Raw genomic sequence first — 22,885 nt, 5'->3', positions numbered from 1 at the left:
TTGAAATTTACACATAAAATATTAAGTTCACTATCTTTAAACCATGCAAACAAAAATAGGTTCTTTTTCAATTAAACATTGGTCGGATGATGATAAACCTAGAGAAAAGTTAGTTCAGAAAGGAAAAGCGATACTTTCTGATGCGGAACTTGTTGCTATATTAATAGGCTCAGGAAGTAAAGATGAAAGTGCTGTGGAGCTTTCTAAAAGAATTTTAGCATCCGTAGATAATAATTTAAATGAGTTAGGTAAACTTTCTATAAAACAATTAACACAATTTAAAGGTATTGGGGAAGCCAAAGCGGTATCAATAGCTGCAGCATTGGAATTAGGGAGGCGTAGAGGAGGAGAAGATGCTAAGAAAATAACAAAGATTACAAGTAGTAAGAATTGTTATGATTTACTACAACCCATATTAGGAGAATTGCCTCACGAAGAATTTTGGATTCTTTATTTAAACAATGCTAATACCGTTTTATATAAAAATCAGTTGAGTAAAGGTGGCATAACAGGAACTCTAGTGGATGTACGTTTAGTTATGAAACAGGCTTTGGAATATGGGGCTGTTGCTTTAATTTTAGCTCATAACCACCCTTCAGGAACATTAAGAGCAAGTGAGGCGGATAAGAATATAACAAAAAGGTTAAAAGCTGCTGCGATAGCTTTAGATATAAAAGTTTTAGATCATCTAATCATAACTCAAAAGGATTATTTTAGTTTTGCAGATGAAGGACTAATGTAATTGATTATAATTTATGTTATTAATATACACCCATAAAATTACGTCTAGATTTAGTTATGTAATGCGACATGTATTTACCGGAATATTGGGGGTAGAGGTCCTTTTTACAACCAAAGTGGAAGACTTTATAAAACATAGTGGGCCTAAAATAACATATACCAAGCAACCTCTGCAGAACGAATTTTTTGTTCGTAGTAATGATTTACTTTTTGAGCAAGGAATTAATGATTTAGATATACGAATAGCAGATTGGAATGGGACTCCCTGTTTTTTTAATACTGGGGAAAAAAGCAGTATACCCTTTGATATTTTTTCGGCAAGCTTTTATTTACTAAGCAGATATGAAGAATATTTGCCGCATGTTAAGGATGAACATGGTAGGTTTTCTCCTAGAGATAGTATAGCATATCAAAATAAATTTTTAAAACTTCCTGTTGTAGATATATGGGCATATACTTTATTAGACGAATTAAAGGAGCGTTTTCCTGAGATTAAATATAAAAAAAGACCTTATAAATATACCTCTATTGTAGATGTAACAACTTCGCATTGTTATGCTCATAAAGGGCTAGTTAGGGGAATATCGGGCTTGTTTTTAGATGTGGCCTATTTTAAATTTAAAAGAATTTTTCAACGTATATCTGTTTGGTTTAATTCTAAAAAAGACCCTTATGATAATTTTGAATTTTTAATAAGCTTTCATAAAAAATATAAGATACATAGTATGTTTTTTTTTCAATTTGCGTCCTATTCTACTTATGATAAAAACATTTCAACGAGTAATAATAAATTTAGATTTTTAATTAAATCTATAGCAGATTATAGCATGGTTTCTTTGGCGACATCTTACAGTTCTTTTGAAAATGTAGAACTTCTAAAAAAAGAAAAAAAAGCACTTTCTTCTGTTATTAATAGACCTGTGAAATATTCTAGATTGCGCTACAATAGAGTTGTTGTTCCAGATTCCTATAGAAATTTGGTAGAGGCAGAGTTTACAGATGATTATACAATGGGGTACACTTCGGAAATCGGTTTTCGAGCAGGTACTTGTACGCCATTTTATTTTTACGATATACCGTTAGAGGTGCAACAACCTATAAAATTACATCCTTTTGCAGTACATGATTATGCATTGTTACATATGAATAAGGAAGAGGAAATTAAATTGAAAATGGAGGAGGTCAAAAGTATGGTAAAAGAAGTAAATGGTACATTCATCACTATTTTTTCAAATGAACTATTGGGAAGTAGCCTAAGGATAAATTGGAAAGATGTTTACAGAAATGTTTTAAAACAATCTAATGTTTAGAGAGAAAGTAACAGACGTATTTTTTGATTTAGATCATACTTTGTGGGATTTTGAAAAAAATTCAGCTCTCACTTTTAGCAAAATTCTTGCTAAAAATGATATATCTGTTGATTTAGATACGTTTTTGAAAGTATATGTTCCTGCAAATTTGAATTTTTGGAAATTGTATAGAGAGGATAAAATCACCAAAGAAAATTTAAGATTCCAGCGATTAAAAACGGTTTTTGAATCATTAAATTACCCTGTTTCTGATAAAATAATTGGTGTTTTATCAGAAGAGTATATTGAGTATCTCTCGACGTACAATCACTTATTTCCATATACCATTGAAATATTAGAATATTTAAAACCTAATTATAATTTACATATAATTACAAATGGTTTTCAAGAAGTACAACGTAAGAAGTTAAAAAATGCAAATATTTTTGATTTTTTTAAGGTTGTCATTGATTCTGAACAAGCAGGGGTTAAGAAGCCCAATCCAATAATTTTTAACAAAGCTTTGAATGAGGCAAATGTTCGACCAGAACAATCATTAATGATAGGAGATAGTTTGGAAGCGGATATTCTAGGAGCCAAAGCAGTGGGTTTTAATGTTCTTCATTTTAACGCTCATGGCGAAGATTTACATGATCATTGTACTATGATTAAGGATTTGAGTGAAATAAAAAGTTATTTATAGAGTTATTATTTATAGTGTAAAAACAACATTCTTTAGTTGTTTATAACTAGCAGATAATAAATGAAAAAATTTAGTGTTTTTTGTAGCCTCTTTATCCTAATGTTTATGGGGAATTCTTGTGTAGAAGAACAAGATTTTGGACAATACAATGAACTTAGTGTTATACCTCAATTCGAAAGTAGTATAATATATATAGAGGCAACAGAAGAGATTATAAATCTTGCTACAAGTGCTGCTTTTTATACTCAAGATTTTGATTTTAATCCATTTTCAGAGAATGTATTTGCCGATAGAGTTGTAGATGGAGTGATAACTTATGAATTGGAAAATACAACTAGTAAACCGTTGCAGATAATTTTAGAGTTTTTAGATGAAGCAGATACTATTTTAGATACAGAAACATTTTTTATAGATGAAACTCCGTCTGCAGTTTTAAAACGAGACGTAGCTTATGGCAATACAGGGAAGAGCTTAGATATTATTACAAATACTTCAAAGATAAGAGTAACGGCAAATAATTTAGGAGATACCTCTAGTATTTCAAGTCAGCAAGAACCTTTAATAGTATTAAAGTCGAGTGGTAAATTTAGTGTAAGAATAAAATGAGAATAAATAACATTTTTTTAATTCTCGTGCTCGGGGTGTGTAATTTTGTGACGTCGCAGAACAAGCAAATTCTTTACGATTTTTCTGAAATCCCTCAATCTCTTATTGTTAATCCGGGAACAGAAACTGATTTTCAGTGGTATTCTGGAGTTCCGTTATTATCAGGTATTTCTTTTCAAGCTGGATCTAGTGGAATTTCAGTGAATGATGTATTTGCTAATGATGGATTGGATATAAACGATAAGTTCAGAGATCGTGTTATAAATGGAATGAACACTAAAGATGATTTAAGTGGAAATTATCAAATAGAGCTTATAAATGCGGGTTATAGAGGGAAAAATCCTGATAATTTTTATTCTTTCGGTATATATAATGAGGGTGATGCTATTGGGTATTGGTTTCAAGATTATGCTCTCTTAGGCTATGAGGGTAATGCCGATAAACTAAATAAACGTTTTGATTTAGGAGATTTAAAAACTAGAGGAGAAATTCTTAATGTTTTTCATTTTGGTGTTTCTAAGAAAATAGATAACAAATTAACATTAGGTTTAAGAGGTAAATTATATTCCGGAATTTTAGATTTTACTTCTACTAAAAATAAAGGATATTTTGTGACTAATGAAGGTCAAAATAACTTATTAGCGAATACTTTAAATGCAGATATTGAATTAAAATCTTCTGGTTTTGTTGTTTTTGACGACGTTACTAGAAAAGATGGATCTGTAGGAGATTTAGTTAAAAGAGGATTCTTTGGAGGCGATTTAGGTGTAGGAGTAGATTTTGGGTTTACCTATCATTTAAATGAGCAAACAGTTGTAACAGCAAGTATCTTAGATTTAGGATTTATTTATCATTCTACAGATGTTCTTAATTATACTTTAAAAGGGGATGCTAGGGTAGAAGGAGTAGAAATTATTTTGCCAGATGCTATAAATAATGGAAATACTGATTTTTGGCAAGATTTAATAGATGAGGTAGAAGAATTAGTCCCTTTTGAAGATAATAATAAAAGTTATATAACATATAGACCAACAAAGTTATACGGTTCTTTAAGATATAATTTCGGGGAACAAATAGGTTCTAAAGGTTCTTTAGATTGTAATTGTAATGTTTCTGGAGGAAGTTCTTATAGAACAAAGTATGCAAATAATGTTGGAGGGCAACTATATGTAATAAACAGACCTAGAGGGCCGCAAGCAGCATTGTCCGCATTTTATTTAAGAAGATTCGGGAATGTTATGGCAATAAAAACGGCATACACTATTGATAAATACTCTCTTACAAATGTAGGATTAGGGGTTAGTATGCAAGCGGGGCCAGTGAATTTGTATTTTATGGCAGATAATCTTTTGGCATATCAAAATATAGCAGCAAGTAATTACGCTTCTTTTCAATTAGGAATTAATATCATATCTTGGGGTAAAAATTGATATAAAAAGCTAAATCTGTTTTTGGCATGCTTATTTCATAGTTATTATTCCTAATCTAAAAAGATATTTGTTGTGAAGTATATTATAATGTTAGCTTTATTTAGTTTTAGTTTTTCTTCCATGGCCCAATCCGTTTTTAATAACTATAAGTATATTATAGTTCCTAAGAAATTTGACAATTTTAAAAAGGAGAATCAATATCAAACCAGTACTTTGGTAAAATATCAGTTGACTCAAAAAGGGTTTACGGTAGTTTATGAAGGTTCTTTTCCAGAAGAGCTGGTTTTTAATAGGTGCTTAGGTTTGTATGCTAAACTAAATGACGAATCGTCTATGTTTAATACAAAAGTAACTATGTCTTTCATAGACTGTAATTCTAAAGAGGTATATGTTACATTAGAAGGTAAAAGTAAAGAGAAAGAATATAAAAAATCTTTTGTTAAGGCGATTACCGAAGCTTTAAATTCTGTAGATGGTTCTAATTATAAATATATAGGAAAACAAAATAACGCACCGCTTAAGGTTAGTTTTAGGAATGATGTAAAAACCGTCCCAGAGAAAAGTAGAGAAAAAAAAATAACTATTATGCAAAAGGCGACAGAGGATGACCAATCTTATAAGAACTTAGAACCTAAACCTTCTAGTTATAAGATAGTGGAGCCGAAAATGGATAGTATCGATGCTAATTTGGCTAATCAAACATTATACGCGCAAGAAATTAAAGATGGCTATCAGTTAGTAGATAGTTCTCCGAAAATACGTTTAAGAATTTTAAAAACTTCTATTAAAGATGTATTTATTGTAGAGCATGCAATAAACAATGGAGTTGTTTTTAAGAAGGATAGTATTTGGTATTACGAATATTATGTTTCGGGAAAATTAGTAATCGAGAAATTAAGTATTAAGTTTTAAAACTGATATTTATCTTTCCATCTTTTTTTTAAAAAGTCTTTTAAAGCGTTCTCTCTTTGATTATTTCCTGGTTCGTAAAAAGAAGTTCCAATAATTTCATCAGGCAAAAATTCAGCTTCGACGAAGTTGTTTTCGTAACTGTGAGCATATTTATAATCTTTACCATAGCCAATATCTTTCATTAATTTAGTTGGAGCATTTCTTAAAGCTAAAGGGACCGAAAGGTCACCTGTTTGTTTTACTATTTGTTGCGCTTTACCTATGGCAGCGTAACTGGCATTGCTTTTCGCGGAAGTGGCTAAATAAATAGTGCATTGGCTAAGAATAATTCGGGCTTCTGGATATCCAATTGTTGTAACTGCTAGGAAGCAATTATTTGCAATAACCAAAGCTGTTGGGTTTGCAAGACCAATATCTTCAGATGCAGAAATTAATAAACGACGAGCAATAAATTTTACATCTTCTCCCCCTTCAATCATCCTTGCTAACCAATATACTGCACCATTAGGGTCGCTGCCTCTGATAGATTTAATAAACGCGGATATTATGTCGTAATGTTGTTCCCCAGTTTTGTCGTATAAAACGGTGTTTTTTTGAACTTTACTCATTACTAAGTCATTAGTAATAGTAATTTTGTCTTTTTCTTCTGAATTTACGACAAGTTCAAAAATATTTAATAGTTTTCTTCCATCACCTCCAGAAAGGCGCATTAAAGCTTCTGTTTCTTTTAGGGTTATCTTTTTATTTTGTAGTAGTGAATCTTCTTTTATTGCTCTTTGCAATAGAGCTTCTAAATCTTCTTTATTGAAAGGGTTTAATATGTATACTTGACATCTAGATAGCAATGCGGGGATAACCTCAAAACTTGGGTTTTCTGTAGTTGCTCCAATTAGTGTAACCCATCCTTTTTCTACTGCTGCAAGTAGAGAGTCTTGTTGGGATTTACTAAATCGATGAATTTCATCTATAAATAATATAGGGTTCTTAGCAGTGAATAAGCCTCCAGATTGTTTTGCTTTCTCAATTACCTCCCGTATATCTTTAACACCACTATTAATGGCACTGAGGATATAAAATGGTCTTTTACTTTCTTCAGCAATAATATTGGCTAAGGTTGTTTTACCTGTTCCTGGTGGTCCCCATAAAATTAAAGATGGGATTAGCCCTTTTTTAATTTGATTGGTTAAAGATCCTTTTTCTCCGACCAGATGGTTTTGGCTAATATATGCATCCAAAGTTTTAGGACGCACTCTTTCCGCTAGTGGCTTATTCATGTTATAAAAGTAAAACAAATTTTAAGATGACAATCTTACAGTATTTACAATTTTGGCTAACTTGTTGTTTTCTTTATTGTATGTCCGAAAATAATTATTTTAAATTTTCTAATAGAATACTAATAGCTCCTTTATTAGGGGTAATTAGTATATGGTCTGTATATTGGTTAGAACTTATTTTTGTAACTAATTTTAACGTTTACGGAATTTTTCCTAGAAGTTGGGTTGGTTTAAGGGGAGTAGTTTTTAGTCCTTTTATACATGGTTCTTTGGAACATTTGTATAACAATACAATTCCCTTGGCAATTTTAATGGCTTCTTTGTTTTATTTTTATAAAAATGTTGCTTCTAGAGTTTTAATTTATGGAATATTATTATCCGGACTTGTAACATGGATTATTGGTAGACCTTCTTATCATATTGGCGCTAGCGGATTAATATATGTTTTGGCAAGTTTTATTTTTTTTAAAGGGGTTTTAACCAAATACTATAGGCTTATTGCTTTATCGCTTATGGTGGTTTTTGTCTACGGAAGTTTGTTGTGGTATATTTTCCCCATAAAAGATGGTATTTCTTGGGAAGGTCATTTAGGTGGTTTTTTAACCGGGATGCTATTAGCGGTAGTAGTTAAAGCCCGAACCCCATTACCAAAAAAATATATTTGGGAAAGGGAAGATTATAATGAGGAAGAAGATACCTTTTTAAAACATTTCGATGAAAATGGTAATTTTATGGAACTTTCAGATAATTTACCTGAAGAAACACATACTTCTGTTAAAGTTAATTACCATTATAAAAAGGATATGCGGGATAAAGAATAATTATATTCTTTGTCGCACAGCTTCATACAAAAATACAGCGCAAGCTACGGAAACATTTAGAGAGCCTATTTCTCCTAATAAAGGTAATTTAGCTGCCTTATCAGAAGCTTTTATAATGGATGGAGTAATACCTTTGTCCTCAGAACCCATTATAATAGCAGTAGGTTCTTTAAGACTTACATCGTAAATGGTATTATTTGTTTTTTCCGTAGCGGCTATAACTTGTATGCCTGAGGATTGTAAATAATATACTGCATCTTTAATATGATCTACTTTTGCTATTGGAACTTTAAAAGCTGCCCCAGCTGAAGTTTTAATAGTATCTGCTGTAACAGGAGCTGCCCCTTTTTTCTGAATAATAATTCCATCTACACCTGTACACTCCGCTGTTCGGATAATAGCCCCAAAATTACGAACATCCGATAGTTGATCTAGTAAGAGAAATAGGGCAGGGACTTCTTTTTTTTCTGTTTTTTCTAGCAGCTCGTCTAAAGTAAAGAAGCTAATAGGAGAAATATTGGCAACGGCGCCTTGGTGGTTGTTTTTTGTTAAACGATTTAGTTTTTCAACAGGAACATAAGAAGAATTAATTCCGTTTTTACGAATTACACTTTCTAGTTCTCTATATAAATCACCTTTAAGGCCTTTTTGAACAAATACCTTATCTATTGCTTCATTAGCGTTAATAGCTTCAATAATGGCTCTTAGACCGTAGATTTGAGTTTCTTTTTTCATGGGGTAAAGGTAAAAAAAAAGCTATCTATTTATAGATAGCTTTTAATTAAAAAATAAAAAATGAATTTGTCTAATTATAGTAGTCTCTGAAAGTTCTTTAGCACCTTTATTTACGTCCTTATTTGTTGTACAACCCTCTATTTAACTTAAGGAAAATTTTAAAAAGTTCATATGATAGTAAGAGCTTATTTATTGTAATGCCACAATCTAATGTTTTATGTTAGTTAATCTATTTTTAGGTCTAAATTTTTAATTGCAATGTCTGTTTTATTATAGTGATAACCTCGCCAAAAAAAGCCGGTAGTTGTATAACGCCATAATATTTCACCACTTTCCGAAACCTCCCAGAAACCAAAATCTCCCTCAGTTATTATTCTGTTACCGTTTGGTAATAAATCTGCTCCAGAGACTCTCCCTGAAAAAAGTTCTGTGTCAGTAAAGTTCCATATGATTTTAGGTTCATTGTTTTGGCTTGATGCGAGGGGCATGTTATTTGGAATTTCAAGTTCGTATACGGTAGATTGTTCGGCATTTAAACCATTTGAATAAACTAATATATTTCCTTTTTTTTCTCCTGATAGAAGATTTGGGTGATGGTTTCTGTCAAATAATCTAATCCCTTTTTCGTTTTTATAAGCACTAGGATTTCCAAACCTGTATACTAAATTTCCACCTACATTTTTATTACCACCTATGTTTGTTCTGGCTTGTATTGCTGTAGTACTATGATCAATAACCCATACTTCACTGTAGTAATTAACACTTAAGTAAATTAAATCATTATCGGAATCATAGTCTATGCCATTAGCATGACTTACATCACCTGTTGAGTTTTCAACTTCTAAATAATTAATATCTATAAGTCTTGGGTTTGCAAGTACGTCGCCAAAATTTTCCTTTGTTTGATCATAATCTTGAATAAGGTGATCCCACATGTGCCATTCCCAAACTATTTCATTTGTTTCCGGATTTATTTCAATAATAGCGTCATAAATAATTTCTGTACCAGCCGAAAAACCAATTTGGTTAGCTTGTTCTATAGATTTTTTTTCCCAAGAAAGGAATAGAATGTTTCCATTAGGCAGCATTTCAGCATCGTGATGAGCAATTTGATTTTCATTAGAATATTCGTAGCTCCATTCTACAGTGCCATTTTTATCCAATAGGGAAATTATACCGCCAAAGCCTCCTAAAGTTAATTTTGGATTTTCGGATTCGAACATAGCTAAAAGTCTACCATCATTTAACAAAAAAGCATCGTTACCTAGTCTTTTTCCATTGAGGTCCCATTCATGAAGTATATTCGTTGTTTTATCCATTAAATATACGCGGTTCGCAGAAGCATCATTGACCAAAATAAGGCCGTCATATACTTTATTACTTTTAAAAACTTCTAAGCCTTCTTTAATTGGAAAACTAATAGTGTTAAGAGGTGCTTTATTATCTCTATTACAGGATGCTAAACTTATCAAAATTATTAAAAGAGGAACCCATATGTTATTTATTGTAAAATTCTTCATAAGATATAAATTTAAAAAATAAAGGGCTACCTTTTTTATGGCAGCCCTTTAAATATTAAAATATTATGTAATGATTAATCACAAGTGTTAAACTGTTCTCCTTCTTTTGGTCCATCGTTTCTGTTTCCATCACCAATACCATCTGATAGAACAACATTACCACTAGGATCGGTAAGGGTGTAAAGGTTTTCTCCTTCCCAGTCGCCAGCAGTATAAGTTACCAAAAACCTCGATGTACCAGCCGGAACAGTAATAGTTTCTGTTGCTAGGGCACCAGGTGAAGAATATTGCGTTTCAGTTCCATCTATAGAAACTGTTAGGAAACCACCATTCCATCCATCTCCATAGACATCTTCCATAACAAGTGTCCAATCTCCAGCTTCTGGCGTTTTGAAACATACAACTACAGAAGAATATCTAAATGGTGTAACATGCGATGTGGTTCTAACATTAGTACCTGTATCAGCAGCTGAAAAAGATCTACCATCTGTAAGATTTAAAACGTATCTTAATATAAATAAATCACCACCATCTATATCATTAGCAGTTAATCCAACGGCATCGAGCATAGTTGCTGCATTAATGCTATATGTGTGTTCTGGGAATCCAGAATCACCAACAGTGAAAGCAGAACCCGGTATGTTTTCGATGAACGCTTCATCAATATTTAAAACTTCGTTGTTTACTGGGGTAGTATCTGCAAAAAGGATGTATAAATCTATAGATTCGATAGTATCATTTTCGTCAAAATCATTGAACAATACGGTGTTTTCTAATAATGATTCACTTGGGTTCAGTTTGTTTATAGTACCTCCTACAGTCGATACTGTAGTCAATACCGCTCCTTCATTTTGTGCTACAATATCCTCGTTTAAGGGCGTCTTATTATACTCACACGAAGTGGTTAGTAAGAATATACACAAAAAGCTATAAAGAAATGTTTTTCTTAAAGTTTTCATTTTTTTTTTTTTTTATTAGTTAATAAAACCAGTAGCAGGGTTAGTATCCCAAAATACTTGTTCCGTTACGTTTTCTTTTTGATCAGAATTTGAGTTATTGGAAACACTGGATGTCGGATAGAAGAAAGATCTAAGGAAATTATCCGTATCTGTAGCTCTTAATGGCTGTAAATCATTAGGCATTCCTGTTCTTCTATATGAATTATAAGCTTCAACACCATTGCCATATAACGCAATATGATATTCTGTCATGATAATATTCATTTTTTCATCATCGGAAGCTGCTGCCGTATAATTAGCCATAACTTCATCAATATAAGCATCAATATCGGCTTGAGATGGTTCAAAAGGAGAACCAGCTGCCTGACCACTACCAAATGCCATAACCTTTGATATGGATTGCGTAATTCCTTCTCTTAAATATGTTGCTGGATCACCAGTTGTTCCTAAAGTCAAAGCAGATTCCGCAAGCATAAAATTAACAAAAGAGGAAAGCATAATTGGGGATATACCAGAGCCTTGGTAACCAACACTTCTACTTACGATGGGCGCAAAGGAGTCATTGTCAAAAACACCACCAACAGGATAAACACCCCAAATAGCCCTAGATCCAGTATCTGGTGGGATACCAGCATCATCTCCATGATCTCTACCCCAGTAACCTTGAAATACAGTAGTACAGAAAGGAATTGTAAACCCATAGTGTGCAGGTGGTAATGAACCAAAACAATCTTGCTCATTCGTATCTATAGCATTTCTGTCTAACTGCCTGTAGAAATAATAACGCAATCTTGGATCTACAACCGTTTTATCATCAACCCCAGCATTAAGTTCGTTCATAAGGTGATTGGACATATAGTCTAAAACAATGCCTGGTGAATCGAAATTTTTGGCAAAATCTGGATGTCTGCTGTCTGGGTTATTGTCGTTAGAACTCCAGTTGAATTGAAAATCATCATCAGCAGTTGTAATATAATTTCCTGAAGAAATAATGGCATTGATTCCTGCAGTGGATTCAGCTGTATTCACCAATCTAGACTGTAAATAAAGTCTTAATTTTAAAGTGTTCGCAAATTTAATCCACTTATCACTATCTCCACCATAATACAAATCTGAAGAATACGATATTGCAGAGGTTTTATTAAGATTTTCTATGGCATCATCCAGTAATGTGTACATCTTAGCATAGATTTCAGCTCCAGAATCCCTTTTCGGATTTGCTGTACCGTTTACAGCTTCACTATAAGGAACATCACCTATATAATCCACCAAAGTAGTTACTGCATAAGCTTCAATTATTTGAGCTATTCCTAAATGTTGAAAAGCTTCCTGCTCTATTGCTAAAGGTTCCAAAGCTCTATTATTTGATATAATTCTAGAATATGTAAGTTCCCAAACAATATTAAATTTATCTGAAGTAAAAGCATTTTGGTAAAGAGGGCCACTTAAATGTAATAATCTTGTTGCCTCCATTCCAGCTCCAGATACTCCATTACGTTCGTCTCTATCTGATCTTCCTTGGAAAATATCCGCTAACGCTATTTCATTTGAATTTAAGAAAAAATTCAAATCGGCCTGTGTTAGAGAAACTTGATCGGGATCGTCTAAAAGTTCTAATTCTATAGTTTCGCAAGATGCGGCTACAAAGAATAATCCTAAGAAAATTAACTTATAAATTAATTTTTGGTTTATATTTTTCATTTTTTTTTTTTTTTTAAAATTCAAATTTCATGCTAAACCCATACCTAGCTGCACTAGGACCTGAAAAGAAATCTAAACCTTGTGCATTACTTACACCGGCACTGTTTACGTTTGGATCAAAGTTCGCATCCTTTGGAGTATTGAATGCTCTATACCAAAGATTAGAACCCAATAAAGTGATGTTTATGTTTGAGAAAGGCGTTTTATCCAATATTTTGTCACTAAAGTCATATGCTAAGCTTACTTCATTTAATCGTAACATGCTACCATCATAGATTTTAAAATTAGCTGGACCAAATAACCAGTTGTCAAAAGCAATGTCCGTAGCATTAATTTGAACGTTGTTCGGTTGACCAGTAGATTGGCTTACCCCAGGTAATATGTAAGTGCCCTCTCTAGAAAATGGAAACTCAATTACACCTCTATTTTGAAGTGTAGAAACAGTACGAGAATATACGTCTCCGCCATGTCTGTAGGCTAAATCCACACTTAATCTAAGATTTTTGTATCCAATATTAGTTCTAAAGTTAGCTGTGTAATCTGCATTAGGATCACCTATAATATTATCAATGCTGGCAGTTGCAACATATGTACCATTGTCATCTACTAACAAATTACCATCATCATCTGTATCTACTGTAGATCCTAAGAATACTCCATAAGGCTCTCCAGGAACAGCAGCATTTCTTGCATCCGCAACAGTTGTTGGCCCACCTATAGTAATGTTGTTGATACCTTCAGGTAGTTCTGTAATAACAGGTTCGTCAGCGTAAAGGGTTAAGCCAAAGTCTAAATTGAAACCGTCAGGGTTTCTAAACATATCATAGGTTAAACCTAGTTCAATTCCTTCATTCTCCAAAGTACCACCGTTTATGAACGATTGAGTAAAACCTTCACTTGGAGGCAATAGTCTACGGGTAATTAAGTCAGTGGTTTTTCTTTTGAATACGCTAGTGTTTAAACCGATTCTATTATCCCAAAGTTTTGCGTCGATTCCTGCTTCAAACTCAGTAACAAGTTCTGGTACTAAATCCGCATTTCCTAATTGGAAACTAGTGTCATTACCAGAAAGGTTGTTACCATCTCGATCCACAAATAAGTTACCATTAAGTGATAAAGTGGTTCGTGTTGAATATGTTGGTGGGAAACCAGCAGATGACCCATAGCCTAATCTAAGTTTTAAATAATTCACGGCTTTGGATTGCAGACCATCTATTGCAGAAGTTGGTATAAATGATAAACTTGCTGAAGGATAAAAGATAGAATTGTTATCACTTTCTAAAGTTGAAGTCCAATCATTACGTCCTTGAACATTTAGATATAAGTAATTATCATAACTTAAAGTCAAATCACCGAATACTCCGTAAGTATTTTCACGCGTTTGCTCTTGGAGAGGGTCATCCGAAAAAGAGTTAGTTGTTGATTGTTGCGTAAAATTGAAGTGTCTTAAAATTCCAAACACTACTTGGTTTGTGCTTTCTACCCCATCTTGATCAAACTCTATTCGGTTAGAGTTGAAACCGAGAATACCCTTTAAATTGAATTTATCAGATAAGTCTTTATCGTAGTTGATAGAGAAGTTATGGTCAAGAGAAGTATTAACAATATTTGTTGTTCTCAAAAGACCTAGCGGATTTCCGTCGATACCCCCTCTGTTTTGTGCATAAAAACCATTTTCAGTATATGTGTTAAAACCAAATCTGTACGCAAGTGATAAATTATCGTTAACAGAATAAACAGTGCTAAAACTAGAAAAGATATTAGTAGTTTTTTGCCCAGTTTTTACATTTTCAACGGTCCATAAAGGGTGCTGAATACCATTGGTTTCTCTATAGTATAAGGATCCACCATCAGCTCTTTGAAAAGGAATATTAACTAAATCAACATTACGTGGCGTGTAAAATATATCACTAAAGATTGATCCACCACCACCAATAACTCCACTACCTCTTGAAGATGCAATAGGAGGTGATTTATAATCTGTTCTTGCAACGTTAATGGAAGCATTAATTTTAAGCTTTCCAAGGGTGCCATTAGCACCTACTGTGAAGTTATTTCTTGATAATTCATTACCAGGTGTAAAACCTTCATCGTCTAATTTTGTATAACCAACAGTATACCCAAAGTCACTATTGCCTCCAGTTAAATTAATACTGGTAGTAGTGTTAAGACCCTGTCTAAAGAAATTTTCAACACTATTATAAGGTTTAAGTTCGTATTCTGAAGCAGCTAAATCTTCATAACCTTCAATAAAGGCTTGATTGACATTGGTTGCAAAAGGGTGCGTTACAAAAACAGTTCCGTCAGCACCAGTGCTTGTTTGATAAGCTTGGTAGTTAGCTGTAGGGTCTTTAAATCGAGGACCCCAGTTACTGAAAAACCAACCGAAGGTATTGTTAAAACCACCGGCAAATTCGTCTTGGTATGTTGGAAGATGAGGATTACTCGCAAAAACAGATGTTGTAATCGATAATTTCGAAGCGCCCTTATTGTTTCCAGCTCCTGATTTTGTTGTAATTAAGATTACACCATTTCTACCTCTATTTCCGTAAAGTGCTGTTGCACTAAGACCCTTAAGAATACTAATGTCTTCAATATTATTAGGGTCAATATCCAAGAAGCGATTCGATTCAGTACGCCCATCACGGAAATCACTTTGCTGGTTAGAACCACTGTTAAAAGGAATACCATCAACTACAAAAAGTGCTTGGTTGTTACCAGTAATTGAAGTATTACCTCTAATAACAACATTGGAGGAGGAACCAGTTAAGCCATTTGATGCTGTAATATTTACACCAGCTGCTTTACCTTGAAGTAAGCGACCTATATCACCCTCTGATTTTTGTTCCAATTCTTCACTTGCTACCTTACTTACGGCATATCCAAGAGATTTTTGCTCTCTTTTTATACCTAGTGCGGTAACAACAACTTCTTCAAGAGCTTGTGCGTTTTCTTCCATTTGTACATTGATGGTACTAGTAGCTCCAACAGTTTGTCGAACATCTTTTTGGCCGATGTAGCTGTAAAGAAGTGTTTGACCTTCACTACTTGAAATAGAGTAGTTGCCATCAAAATCAGTTTGGGTACCATTTGTGGTCCCTTCTACAACGATATTAACCCCGGGAAGCGGCAGACCGTCTTGATCTGTCACCGTACCGGTAATCGTTTTTTCTTGCGCAAAGGATATTTGCACAACAAACGCCAATAGCAGCGTAAGAATTCCATTGAATTTTGTTCTCATTTTTAAATTATTTGAATTAGCTATCGGCAAAAATCATAATTTCATGTTAATAATCCAAGCTTTTTTAACTTTTAATTATGCAAGCATAGGTTTTTTTGTTAAAATTTATGTTTTTTTTGATTAAAATTGTTGGTTTGCTATTTTTTTGGGGGTATTTTTTTTGATTTATAACAGTTTTATTAGGTTGTGTAGATATTCCTACATAAATATTAAGTGGTATTAAATGGCGCTTGATTTTATGTCCCTGTATGGCTTTTGTGCTTGAGGTTTTTGGGTTATCTAAAAAAACTTTGAAAATAAGTGAGTTAGGATTTGAATTATTGCAAAATATCACTACATTTGCCGACCCTTAAATAGGGGTAAGTTTTATATACATATAAAAATAGTATGCCAACAATTTCACAATTAGTACGAAAAGGAAGGGCCACGATTACTAAGAAGAGTAAATCGGCTGCTTTGGATTCGTGTCCACAAAGAAGGGGAGTTTGTACACGTGTTTACACAACTACACCAAAGAAACCAAATTCAGCAATGCGTAAAGTTGCTAGGGTTAGGTTGACCAATGGTAAAGAAGTAAATGCATACATCCCTGGAGAAGGACACAACCTCCAAGAGCACTCGATAGTATTAGTACGTGGAGGAAGAGTTAAAGATTTGCCTGGTGTTAGGTATCATATCGTAAGAGGTGCTTTGGATACTGCGGGTGTTGCAGGAAGAACACAACGTAGATCAAAATACGGAGCAAAACGACCTAAAAAATAATCAACTTTTTTAAAGAAAAGAAATGAGAAAAAAACAGGCAAAGAAAAGACCGTTGTTACCGGATCCAAGATTTAATGATCAATTGGTAACGCGTTTTGTAAATATGATGATGTGGGACGGGAAAAAATCCGTTGCATTTAGTGTTTTTTATGACGCAATTGATATTGTGGAAGAAAAGAAAACAGACGAAGAGAAGACAGCTTTAGAGTTGTGGAAAGATGCACTTTCTAATGTTATGCCTCATGTAGAGGTTAGAAGTAGAAGAGTTGGTGGTGCTACTTTTCAGATTCCTATGCAGATTAGACCGGATCGTAAGATTTCTACGGCTATGAAGTGGTTGATTAGTTATGCTAGAAAGCGTAATGAAAAAGGAATGGCTCAAAAATTGGCTGCAGAAGTATTAGCTGCTTCGAAAGAAGAAGGTGCTGCGGTTAAGAAAAGAGTGGATACTCATAAGATGGCTGAAGCAAATAAAGCATTCTCTCACTTTAGATTTTAATCAGAAATGGCAAGAGATTTAAAATACACAAGAAATATAGGTATTGCTGCGCATATTGATGCCGGTAAGACCACAACTACGGAGCGTATATTATTTTATACGGGTGTTAGTCATAAAATAGGAGAAGTGCATGATGGAGCTGCTACTATGGATTGGATGGAACAAGAGCAAGAAAGAGGTATAACTATTACTTCGGCGGCTACTACATGTGAGTGGCAGTTTCCAACCGAAAATGGTAAGCCAACATCTGATGCTAAAGGGTTTCATTTTAATATTATAGATACTCCTGGTCACGTTGATTTTACAGTAGAGGTGAATCGTTCATTAAGAGTTCTTGATGGTTTGGTTTTCTTATTTAGTGCTGTTGATGGTGTTGAGCCTCAATCGGAAACAAACTGGAGGTTAGCTGATAATTACAAGGTTCCAAGAATTGGTTTTGTTAATAAGATGGATCGTCAAGGTTCTAACTTTTTAATGGTTTGTAAGCAGGTGAAAGATATGTTAGGTTCTAATGCGGTTCCTATCGTTTTGCCAATTGGTGAAGAGGCTGATTTTAAAGGTATTGTTGACTTGGCTAAGAATAGGGCTATTGTTTGGCATGATGAAGGATTTGGGTCTACATTTGATGTAATCGATATTCCTGAGGAAATGAAGGCTGAAGTAAAGGAGTATAGAGCTGCTTTAATTGAAGCGGTAGCTGAGTATGATGAGGAGTTAATGGAGAAATTCTTCGAAGATGAAGATTCTATCACAGAAGAAGAGGTGCATGCTGCTTTAAGGGCTGCTGTAATGGATCGAGCTATTATTCCTATGATTTGTGGTTCTTCTTTTAAAAATAAAGGAGTTCAGTTTTTATTAGATGCTGTTTGTAGATATTTACCTTCTCCAATAGATAAAGATGATATTGTTGGAACAAATCCTGATACAGGTAAAGAGGAAACTCGTAAACCAGATGTTAAGGAGCCATTTTCTGCTTTAGCTTTTAAAATTGCTACGGATCCTTTTGTTGGTCGTTTAGCATTCTTTAGAACGTATTCAGGTCGTTTAGATGCTGGTTCATATATATTAAATAATAGATCAGGTAAAAAAGAGCGTATTTCTCGTATTTATCAAATGCATTCTAATAAGCAAAACGCTATTGATTTTATTGAGGCGGGAGATATTGGAGCTGCAGTAGGTTTTAAAGATATTAAAACCGGAGATACTATGTCTGCTGAGAAGCACCCTATAGTGTTAGAAAGTATGGATTTTCCTGATCCAGTAATTGGTATTGCTGTGGAGCCTAAAACTAAAGCTGATGTCGATAAGTTAGGTATGGCTTTGGCTAAATTGGCTGAAGAAGATCCAACTTTTCAAGTTAAAACGGATGAGGCTTCTGGGCAAACAATTATTTCTGGTATGGGTGAGCTTCACTTGGATATTATTGTAGATCGTTTAAAGCGTGAGTTTAAGGTTGAAGTGAACGAAGGTGAGCCTCAGGTTGAATATAAAGAAGCTTTAACAAGATTGGCTTCTCATAGAGAAACTTATAAGAAACAATCTGGTGGTCGTGGTAAGTTTGGAGATATTGTCTTTGAGATGGGGCCTGCTGATGAAGATTTCGAAGGAACTGGATTACAGTTTGTAGACGAAATTAAAGGTGGTCGTATTCCTAAAGAGTTTATTCCGTCTGTAGAAAAAGGATTCCAGGCTGCTATGAAAGCTGGTCCATTGGCTGGATTTGAGATGGATGCAATGAAAGTAACTCTTAAGGATGGATCTTTCCACCCTGTGGATTCTGATGCATTATCATTTGAACTTGCAGCAAAAATGGGGTATAAAGCCGCTGGAAAAGCTGCTGGTGCTGTTATTATGGAACCAATTATGAAACTCGAAGTGTTGACTCCTGAGGAGAACATGGGTGATATTGTTGGGGATTTAAATAGAAGAAGAGGTACTATTAGCGATATGAGTGATAGAGCTGGTGCTAAAGTTGTTAAAGGAACTGTGCCATTGTCAGAAATGTTTGGTTATGTAACTTCTTTAAGAACATTATCTTCTGGTAGAGCAACATCAACCATGGAATTTTCGCACTATGCGGAAACACCTTCAAATATTTCGGAATCAGTTATAAAAGCTTCTAAAGGTTTAACTGTATAAATTTTAGATATGAGTCAAAAAATTAGAATAAAACTAAAATCTTACGATCATAGCTTAGTAGATAAGTCTGCTGAAAAAATCGTAAAGACGGTTAAGACTACAGGTGCTGTTGTAACAGGTCCTATACCTTTGCCAACACATAAGAAAATATTTACGGTTTTGCGTTCACCGCACGTAAATAAAAAGTCTAGAGAGCAATTTCAATTAAGCTCATATAAGAGGTTGTTGGATATTTATAGTTCTTCATCAAAGACTATTGATGCGTTAATGAAACTTGAGCTTCCTAGTGGGGTTGAAGTTGAGATTAAGGTGTAATTTTAGAATAGAAATTTATTTAATAAAAAAGTCCTAAGATATTTTGTCTTAGGACTTTTTTTTGTCTTTAATTCTTGTAGAATTCTTTTGGGTTTGTTTTTTTTTTTTTTTTTTTGCGGCATGGTATGGGGAAGCTGTTATGGTTCTTTAGGTGTAATGTGTGTTTAATTGTTCATTTGTCTATTTTATTTGAAGTGTTGGGTCGTGTTTGGAGCTTTTTTTTTTGCATGGAAATCTTATTTAATTTCTGGGGGTAGGAGTGAAAAATCGCCGTAATTAGAGGTGTATTTTGATGTAATTTAAAAACTCTTTTTAAATATATTGAAGTATAGTTTGTTAAACCAAAAAATATTTCTATTTTTGCCGCCACTAAAAACCTGTATACAGGTAAATTAGGTGTACATGTCCTAAGCTGCGTGCGAAGGAAAAACGGAAAAAACAAAATTCAGGGTTGAATTAGTTTTGACCCTTTTTTTATGTTTAAGAGTTACGAGTAATAAGAATAATTAATATAATCGGAAGTAGGGTTTTAGTTTTTAAAACCGGAGGTCCATAATCTAAAATCAAATGTCTGGGTTAATAGGAAAAAAAGTAGGCATGACTAGTATTTTTGACGAGAATGGTAAGAATATGCCATGTACCGTTATTGAAGCTGGTCCATGTGTGGTTACCCAAGTCAGAACCGAAGAGGTAGACGGGTACAAGGCCCTTCAGCTTGGTTTCGATGACAAGGCAGAAAAACGTGCTAATAAGGCTGAAACAGGTCATTTTAAAAAAGCAGGTACTTCTCCTAAGAAAAAAGTCGTTGAATTTCAAGAGTTTGAAGGTGATTACAAATTGGGAGACACGGTGGGTGTTGATGTATTTGTAGAAGGAGAATTTGTTGATGTAGTTGGTACGTCAAAAGGAAAAGGTTTTCAAGGTGTTGTAAAAAGACATGGCTTCGGTGGTGTTGGTCAGGCAACTCACGGACAGCACAACAGACTTAGAGCTCCTGGTTCTATTGGTGCTGCCTCATATCCAGCAAGAGTTTTTAAGGGTATGAAGATGGCTGGTAGAATGGGTGGTGACAGAGTTACTGTTCAGAATCTTAAAGTATTGAAAATAGTTCCAGAGAAAAATCTTTTAGTTGTGAAAGGTTGTGTTCCTGGTCATAAAAACGCTTACGTAACTATTCAGAAGTAATGAAAGTAGCAGTTTTAGATATAAAAGGAAAAGAAACAGGTAGGAAAGCTGAGCTTTCAGATGCTGTTTTCGCAATAGAGCCGAATAATCATGCAGTATACTTGGATGTAAAGCAATATTTAGCACATCAAAGACAAGGTACGCATAAGGCTAAAGAAAGAGGAGAGATTGCTGGTAGTACTAGAAAAATTAAAAAGCAAAAAGGTACTGGTACTGCACGTGCAGGTAGTATTAAATCTCCAATTTTCAGAGGTGGTGGCCGTATTTTTGGTCCAAGACCAAAGGACTATACGCAGAAATTGAATAAAAACTTAAAGCGTTTGGCAAGAAAATCTGCATTAACAATTAAGTCGAAAGAGAATGCTATAGTTGTTCTTGAAGATTTTAATTTTGATACTCCAAAAACAAAAGATTTTATTGGTGTTCTTAAGTCTTTAGGTTTAGAAAACAAAAAGTCTTTATTTGTGTTGGGTGATTCAAATAATAGTGTATATTTGTCTTCGCGTAATTTGAAACGTTCTGAAGTTGTAACTAACTCAGAATTAAGCACTTACAAAGTGTTGAATGCGGATAATATAGTATTGCTTGAAGGCTCGTTAGAAGGAATTGAAGCAACTTTAAATAAATAGGAAACATGAGTGTGTTGATAAAACCAATTATAACAGAGAAGATGACCGCTGATAGTGAGTTGTATAATCGTTATGGTTTCTTTGTTAGTCCTAAGGCTAATAAGATTCAAATTAAAGATGCTGTTGAGGCAACTTACGGTGTTTCCGTAAAAAAGGTACGTACTATGAATTACGGGCCTACTAGAAAATCACGTTACACTAAGACAGGTGTACAGCATGGAAAGACTAATGCTTTGAAAAAAGCTATAGTTGATGTGGCTGAGGGTGATATTATTGATTTTTACAGTAATCTATAAAGACAAGAAATGTCAGTTAGAAAATTAAAACCAATCACTCCTGGACAGCGTTTTAGAGTAGTAAATGGATTTGACGCCATTACTACTGATAAGCCGGAGAAGAGTTTGCTTGCTCCGTTAAAAAAGTCGGGAGGTAGAAACAGTCAAGGAAAGATGACTATGCGCCATAGAGGTGGTGGTCATAAAAGAAGGTATCGTGTAATAGACTTCAAGAGAGATAAGCAAGGTGTTGCTGCTACGGTTAAGTCTATTCAGTATGATCCAAACAGAACAGCATTTATTGCTTTATTAGAATATGCTGATGGTGAAAAGAGGTATGTAATCGCTCAGAATGGATTGCAGGTAGGGCAGAAGATTTCTTCTGGTTCTGATGCTGCTCCTGAGGTTGGAAATGCAATTCCTTTAAGTGATATACCATTAGGTACAGTTATTTCGTGTATTGAGTTGCGTCCTGGGCAAGGAGCTGTTATGGCTAGAAGTGCAGGTACATTTGCTCAACTAATGGCGAAAGATGGTAAGTTTGTTACTGTTAAAATGCCTTCTGGTGAAACTAGATTAATACTTTCTGGATGTATGGCTACGATAGGAGCTATATCTAATTCGGATCATCAGTTATTGGTTTCAGGTAAAGCTGGTAGAAGTAGGTGGTTAGGTAAGCGTCCTAGAACTAGACCAGTGGCAATGAATCCTGTGGATCACCCAATGGGTGGTGGTGAAGGTAGAGCGTCTGGTGGTCATCCAAGATCAAGAAACGGTATACCTGCTAAAGGATTTAGAACGCGTTCTAAGACAAAGAGTACCAATAAGTATATAATAGAACGTAGAAAGAAATAAAAAGTAGAAAGAAATGGCACGTTCACTAAAAAAAGGACCTTACGTTCACTATAGCTTGGATAAAAAAATCCAGCAAAATGCAGCTTCTGGTAAAAAGTCTGTTATTAAGACTTGGTCTAGAGCTTCAATGATAACACCTGATTTTGTGGGTCTTACTATTGCAGTACATAATGGGAGGCAGTTTGTTCCTGTGTTTGTTACTGAGAATATGGTAGGTCATAAACTGGGAGAATTTTCTCCAACTAGATCTTATAGGGGTCATGCTGGGGCAAAGAATAAAGGAAAAAAGTAAGC

At 34.1% G+C, this 22,885-nt stretch carries 22 protein-coding genes; 16 read left to right on the top strand and 6 right to left on the bottom strand.

Annotated elements, in window-relative coordinates:
* Positions 1–43 precede the first annotated feature (43 nt).
* The 6 genes from radC to Q0856_RS01700 all read left to right on the top strand — a co-directional run bounded on the left by radC (position 44) and on the right by Q0856_RS01700 (position 5,681).
* Complete coding sequence (radC, locus tag Q0856_RS01725) at positions 44–742, top strand: DNA repair protein RadC (RefSeq protein ID WP_298502015.1); 699 nt, start codon at positions 44–46, stop codon at positions 740–742.
* A gap of 13 nt (positions 743–755) precedes the next feature.
* On the top strand, positions 756–2,051 hold the full coding sequence (locus tag Q0856_RS01720; protein WP_298502012.1) for a polysaccharide deacetylase family protein: 1,296 nt from the start codon (positions 756–758) through the stop codon (positions 2,049–2,051).
* Positions 2,044–2,733, top strand: a complete 690-nt coding sequence (locus Q0856_RS01715; RefSeq protein WP_298502009.1) for a YjjG family noncanonical pyrimidine nucleotidase — start codon at positions 2,044–2,046, stop codon at positions 2,731–2,733. Before Q0856_RS01720 ends, Q0856_RS01715 begins: the two co-directional genes overlap by 8 nt.
* Positions 2,734–2,793: 60 nt before the next feature.
* Positions 2,794–3,339 (top strand): hypothetical protein, encoded by a 546-nt coding sequence (locus Q0856_RS01710; protein WP_298502006.1) that lies wholly within the window; start codon positions 2,794–2,796, stop codon positions 3,337–3,339.
* Positions 3,340–3,386: 47 nt separating this feature from the next.
* Positions 3,387–4,769 carry a DUF5723 family protein gene (locus Q0856_RS01705; protein ID WP_298502004.1) on the top strand — a complete coding sequence of 461 codons (1,383 nt, stop codon included), beginning with the start codon at positions 3,387–3,389 and terminating at the stop codon, positions 4,767–4,769.
* Between the two features lie 72 nt (positions 4,770–4,841).
* The gene (locus Q0856_RS01700; RefSeq protein WP_298502001.1) at positions 4,842–5,681 is read left to right on the top strand and encodes a hypothetical protein; all 840 of its coding nucleotides are present in this window, start codon (positions 4,842–4,844) and stop codon (positions 5,679–5,681) included.
* Here Q0856_RS01700 and Q0856_RS01695 read toward each other — a convergent pair.
* Positions 5,678–6,955: a replication-associated recombination protein A gene (locus Q0856_RS01695; protein ID WP_298501998.1), complete on the bottom strand. Its 1,278-nt coding sequence runs from the start codon at positions 6,953–6,955 to the stop codon at positions 5,678–5,680. The genes Q0856_RS01700 and Q0856_RS01695 overlap by 4 nt on opposite strands.
* 80 nt (positions 6,956–7,035) lie before the next feature.
* Between Q0856_RS01695 and Q0856_RS01690 the strand changes: the two genes are divergently transcribed.
* Positions 7,036–7,776: a rhomboid family intramembrane serine protease gene (locus Q0856_RS01690; protein WP_298501996.1), complete on the top strand. Its 741-nt coding sequence runs from the start codon at positions 7,036–7,038 to the stop codon at positions 7,774–7,776.
* On the opposite strand, the gene rlmB is transcribed toward Q0856_RS01690, so the two are convergent.
* The 5 genes from rlmB to Q0856_RS01665 form a co-directional block, all read right to left on the bottom strand.
* Positions 7,777–8,511 carry a 23S rRNA (guanosine(2251)-2'-O)-methyltransferase RlmB gene (gene rlmB / locus Q0856_RS01685; protein ID WP_298501993.1) on the bottom strand — a complete coding sequence of 245 codons (735 nt, stop codon included), beginning with the start codon at positions 8,509–8,511 and terminating at the stop codon, positions 7,777–7,779.
* Positions 8,512–8,735: 224 nt separating this feature from the next.
* Positions 8,736–10,031, bottom strand: a complete 1,296-nt coding sequence (locus tag Q0856_RS01680; protein WP_298501990.1) for an aryl-sulfate sulfotransferase — start codon at positions 10,029–10,031, stop codon at positions 8,736–8,738.
* A 74-nt stretch (positions 10,032–10,105) separates the two neighbouring features.
* Positions 10,106–10,990 carry a hypothetical protein gene (locus tag Q0856_RS01675; protein WP_298473336.1) on the bottom strand — a complete coding sequence of 295 codons (885 nt, stop codon included), beginning with the start codon at positions 10,988–10,990 and terminating at the stop codon, positions 10,106–10,108.
* A 15-nt stretch (positions 10,991–11,005) separates the two neighbouring features.
* The gene (locus Q0856_RS01670; protein WP_298473334.1) at positions 11,006–12,691 is read right to left on the bottom strand and encodes a SusD/RagB family nutrient-binding outer membrane lipoprotein; all 1,686 of its coding nucleotides are present in this window, start codon (positions 12,689–12,691) and stop codon (positions 11,006–11,008) included.
* 13 nt (positions 12,692–12,704) lie between these two features.
* On the bottom strand, positions 12,705–15,932 hold the full coding sequence (locus Q0856_RS01665) for a SusC/RagA family TonB-linked outer membrane protein (RefSeq protein ID WP_298501987.1): 3,228 nt from the start codon (positions 15,930–15,932) through the stop codon (positions 12,705–12,707).
* Between the two features lie 387 nt (positions 15,933–16,319).
* Here Q0856_RS01665 and rpsL point away from each other — a divergent pair, with 387 nt between their 5' ends.
* The 9 genes from rpsL to rpsS all read left to right on the top strand — a co-directional run bounded on the left by rpsL (position 16,320) and on the right by rpsS (position 22,883).
* Positions 16,320–16,694, top strand: a complete 375-nt coding sequence (gene rpsL, locus Q0856_RS01660) for a 30S ribosomal protein S12 (protein ID WP_013305196.1) — start codon at positions 16,320–16,322, stop codon at positions 16,692–16,694.
* Between the two features lie 22 nt (positions 16,695–16,716).
* Positions 16,717–17,193 (top strand): 30S ribosomal protein S7, encoded by a 477-nt coding sequence (gene rpsG, locus Q0856_RS01655; protein ID WP_121062855.1) that lies wholly within the window; start codon positions 16,717–16,719, stop codon positions 17,191–17,193.
* 6 nt (positions 17,194–17,199) lie between these two features.
* A complete protein-coding gene (gene fusA / locus Q0856_RS01650; protein WP_298501985.1) occupies positions 17,200–19,332 on the top strand; it encodes an elongation factor G in 2,133 nt (710 codons plus the stop codon).
* A 9-nt stretch (positions 19,333–19,341) separates the two neighbouring features.
* Positions 19,342–19,647 (top strand): 30S ribosomal protein S10, encoded by a 306-nt coding sequence (gene rpsJ, locus Q0856_RS01645; RefSeq protein WP_121062851.1) that lies wholly within the window; start codon positions 19,342–19,344, stop codon positions 19,645–19,647.
* 567 nt (positions 19,648–20,214) lie between these two features.
* Complete coding sequence (gene rplC, locus Q0856_RS01640; RefSeq protein WP_298473323.1) at positions 20,215–20,832, top strand: 50S ribosomal protein L3; 618 nt, start codon at positions 20,215–20,217, stop codon at positions 20,830–20,832.
* The gene (gene rplD / locus Q0856_RS01635) at positions 20,832–21,461 is read left to right on the top strand and encodes a 50S ribosomal protein L4 (protein WP_298501982.1); all 630 of its coding nucleotides are present in this window, start codon (positions 20,832–20,834) and stop codon (positions 21,459–21,461) included. Before rplC ends, rplD begins: the two co-directional genes overlap by 1 nt.
* Before the next feature lie 5 nt (positions 21,462–21,466).
* Positions 21,467–21,757: a 50S ribosomal protein L23 gene (gene rplW, locus Q0856_RS01630; protein WP_291866114.1), complete on the top strand. Its 291-nt coding sequence runs from the start codon at positions 21,467–21,469 to the stop codon at positions 21,755–21,757.
* Positions 21,758–21,766: 9 nt separating this feature from the next.
* On the top strand, positions 21,767–22,591 hold the full coding sequence (gene rplB, locus Q0856_RS01625; RefSeq protein ID WP_298501978.1) for a 50S ribosomal protein L2: 825 nt from the start codon (positions 21,767–21,769) through the stop codon (positions 22,589–22,591).
* 13 nt (positions 22,592–22,604) lie between these two features.
* Positions 22,605–22,883: a 30S ribosomal protein S19 gene (gene rpsS, locus Q0856_RS01620; RefSeq protein WP_298473315.1), complete on the top strand. Its 279-nt coding sequence runs from the start codon at positions 22,605–22,607 to the stop codon at positions 22,881–22,883.
* Positions 22,884–22,885: the final 2 nt, after the last annotated feature.

Origin of the sequence: uncultured Maribacter sp. (genome assembly GCF_947496775.1) — a bacterium.
Lineage (GTDB): Bacteria > Bacteroidota > Bacteroidia > Flavobacteriales > Flavobacteriaceae > Maribacter_B.
Note: the sequence above shows the minus strand (reverse complement) of the source record. Positions and strands in the feature narration are given on the sequence as shown.

What these genes read in the sequence shown, in the direction of transcription:
- Q0856_RS01670 (WP_298473334.1), bottom strand. Translation starts at nt 12,691, where the DNA reads ATGAAAAATATAAACCAAAAATTAATTTATAAGTTAATTTTCTTAGGA.
- Q0856_RS01720 (WP_298502012.1), top strand. Translation starts at nt 756, where the DNA reads ATGTTATTAATATACACCCATAAAATTACGTCTAGATTTAGTTATGTA.
- rplB (WP_298501978.1), top strand. Translation starts at nt 21,767, where the DNA reads ATGTCAGTTAGAAAATTAAAACCAATCACTCCTGGACAGCGTTTTAGA.
- rplD (WP_298501982.1), top strand. Translation starts at nt 20,832, where the DNA reads ATGAAAGTAGCAGTTTTAGATATAAAAGGAAAAGAAACAGGTAGGAAA.
- radC (WP_298502015.1), top strand. Translation starts at nt 44, where the DNA reads ATGCAAACAAAAATAGGTTCTTTTTCAATTAAACATTGGTCGGATGAT.
- rpsL (WP_013305196.1), top strand. Translation starts at nt 16,320, where the DNA reads ATGCCAACAATTTCACAATTAGTACGAAAAGGAAGGGCCACGATTACT.
- rplW (WP_291866114.1), top strand. Translation starts at nt 21,467, where the DNA reads ATGAGTGTGTTGATAAAACCAATTATAACAGAGAAGATGACCGCTGAT.
- rpsG (WP_121062855.1), top strand. Translation starts at nt 16,717, where the DNA reads ATGAGAAAAAAACAGGCAAAGAAAAGACCGTTGTTACCGGATCCAAGA.
- Q0856_RS01675 (WP_298473336.1), bottom strand. Translation starts at nt 10,990, where the DNA reads ATGAAAACTTTAAGAAAAACATTTCTTTATAGCTTTTTGTGTATATTC.
- Q0856_RS01710 (WP_298502006.1), top strand. Translation starts at nt 2,794, where the DNA reads ATGAAAAAATTTAGTGTTTTTTGTAGCCTCTTTATCCTAATGTTTATG.
- rpsJ (WP_121062851.1), top strand. Translation starts at nt 19,342, where the DNA reads ATGAGTCAAAAAATTAGAATAAAACTAAAATCTTACGATCATAGCTTA.
- rlmB (WP_298501993.1), bottom strand. Translation starts at nt 8,511, where the DNA reads ATGAAAAAAGAAACTCAAATCTACGGTCTAAGAGCCATTATTGAAGCT.
- Q0856_RS01690 (WP_298501996.1), top strand. Translation starts at nt 7,036, where the DNA reads ATGTCCGAAAATAATTATTTTAAATTTTCTAATAGAATACTAATAGCT.
- Q0856_RS01665 (WP_298501987.1), bottom strand. Translation starts at nt 15,932, where the DNA reads ATGAGAACAAAATTCAATGGAATTCTTACGCTGCTATTGGCGTTTGTT.
- Q0856_RS01715 (WP_298502009.1), top strand. Translation starts at nt 2,044, where the DNA reads ATGTTTAGAGAGAAAGTAACAGACGTATTTTTTGATTTAGATCATACT.
- Q0856_RS01695 (WP_298501998.1), bottom strand. Translation starts at nt 6,955, where the DNA reads ATGAATAAGCCACTAGCGGAAAGAGTGCGTCCTAAAACTTTGGATGCA.
- rpsS (WP_298473315.1), top strand. Translation starts at nt 22,605, where the DNA reads ATGGCACGTTCACTAAAAAAAGGACCTTACGTTCACTATAGCTTGGAT.
- Q0856_RS01680 (WP_298501990.1), bottom strand. Translation starts at nt 10,031, where the DNA reads ATGAAGAATTTTACAATAAATAACATATGGGTTCCTCTTTTAATAATT.
- fusA (WP_298501985.1), top strand. Translation starts at nt 17,200, where the DNA reads ATGGCAAGAGATTTAAAATACACAAGAAATATAGGTATTGCTGCGCAT.
- rplC (WP_298473323.1), top strand. Translation starts at nt 20,215, where the DNA reads ATGTCTGGGTTAATAGGAAAAAAAGTAGGCATGACTAGTATTTTTGAC.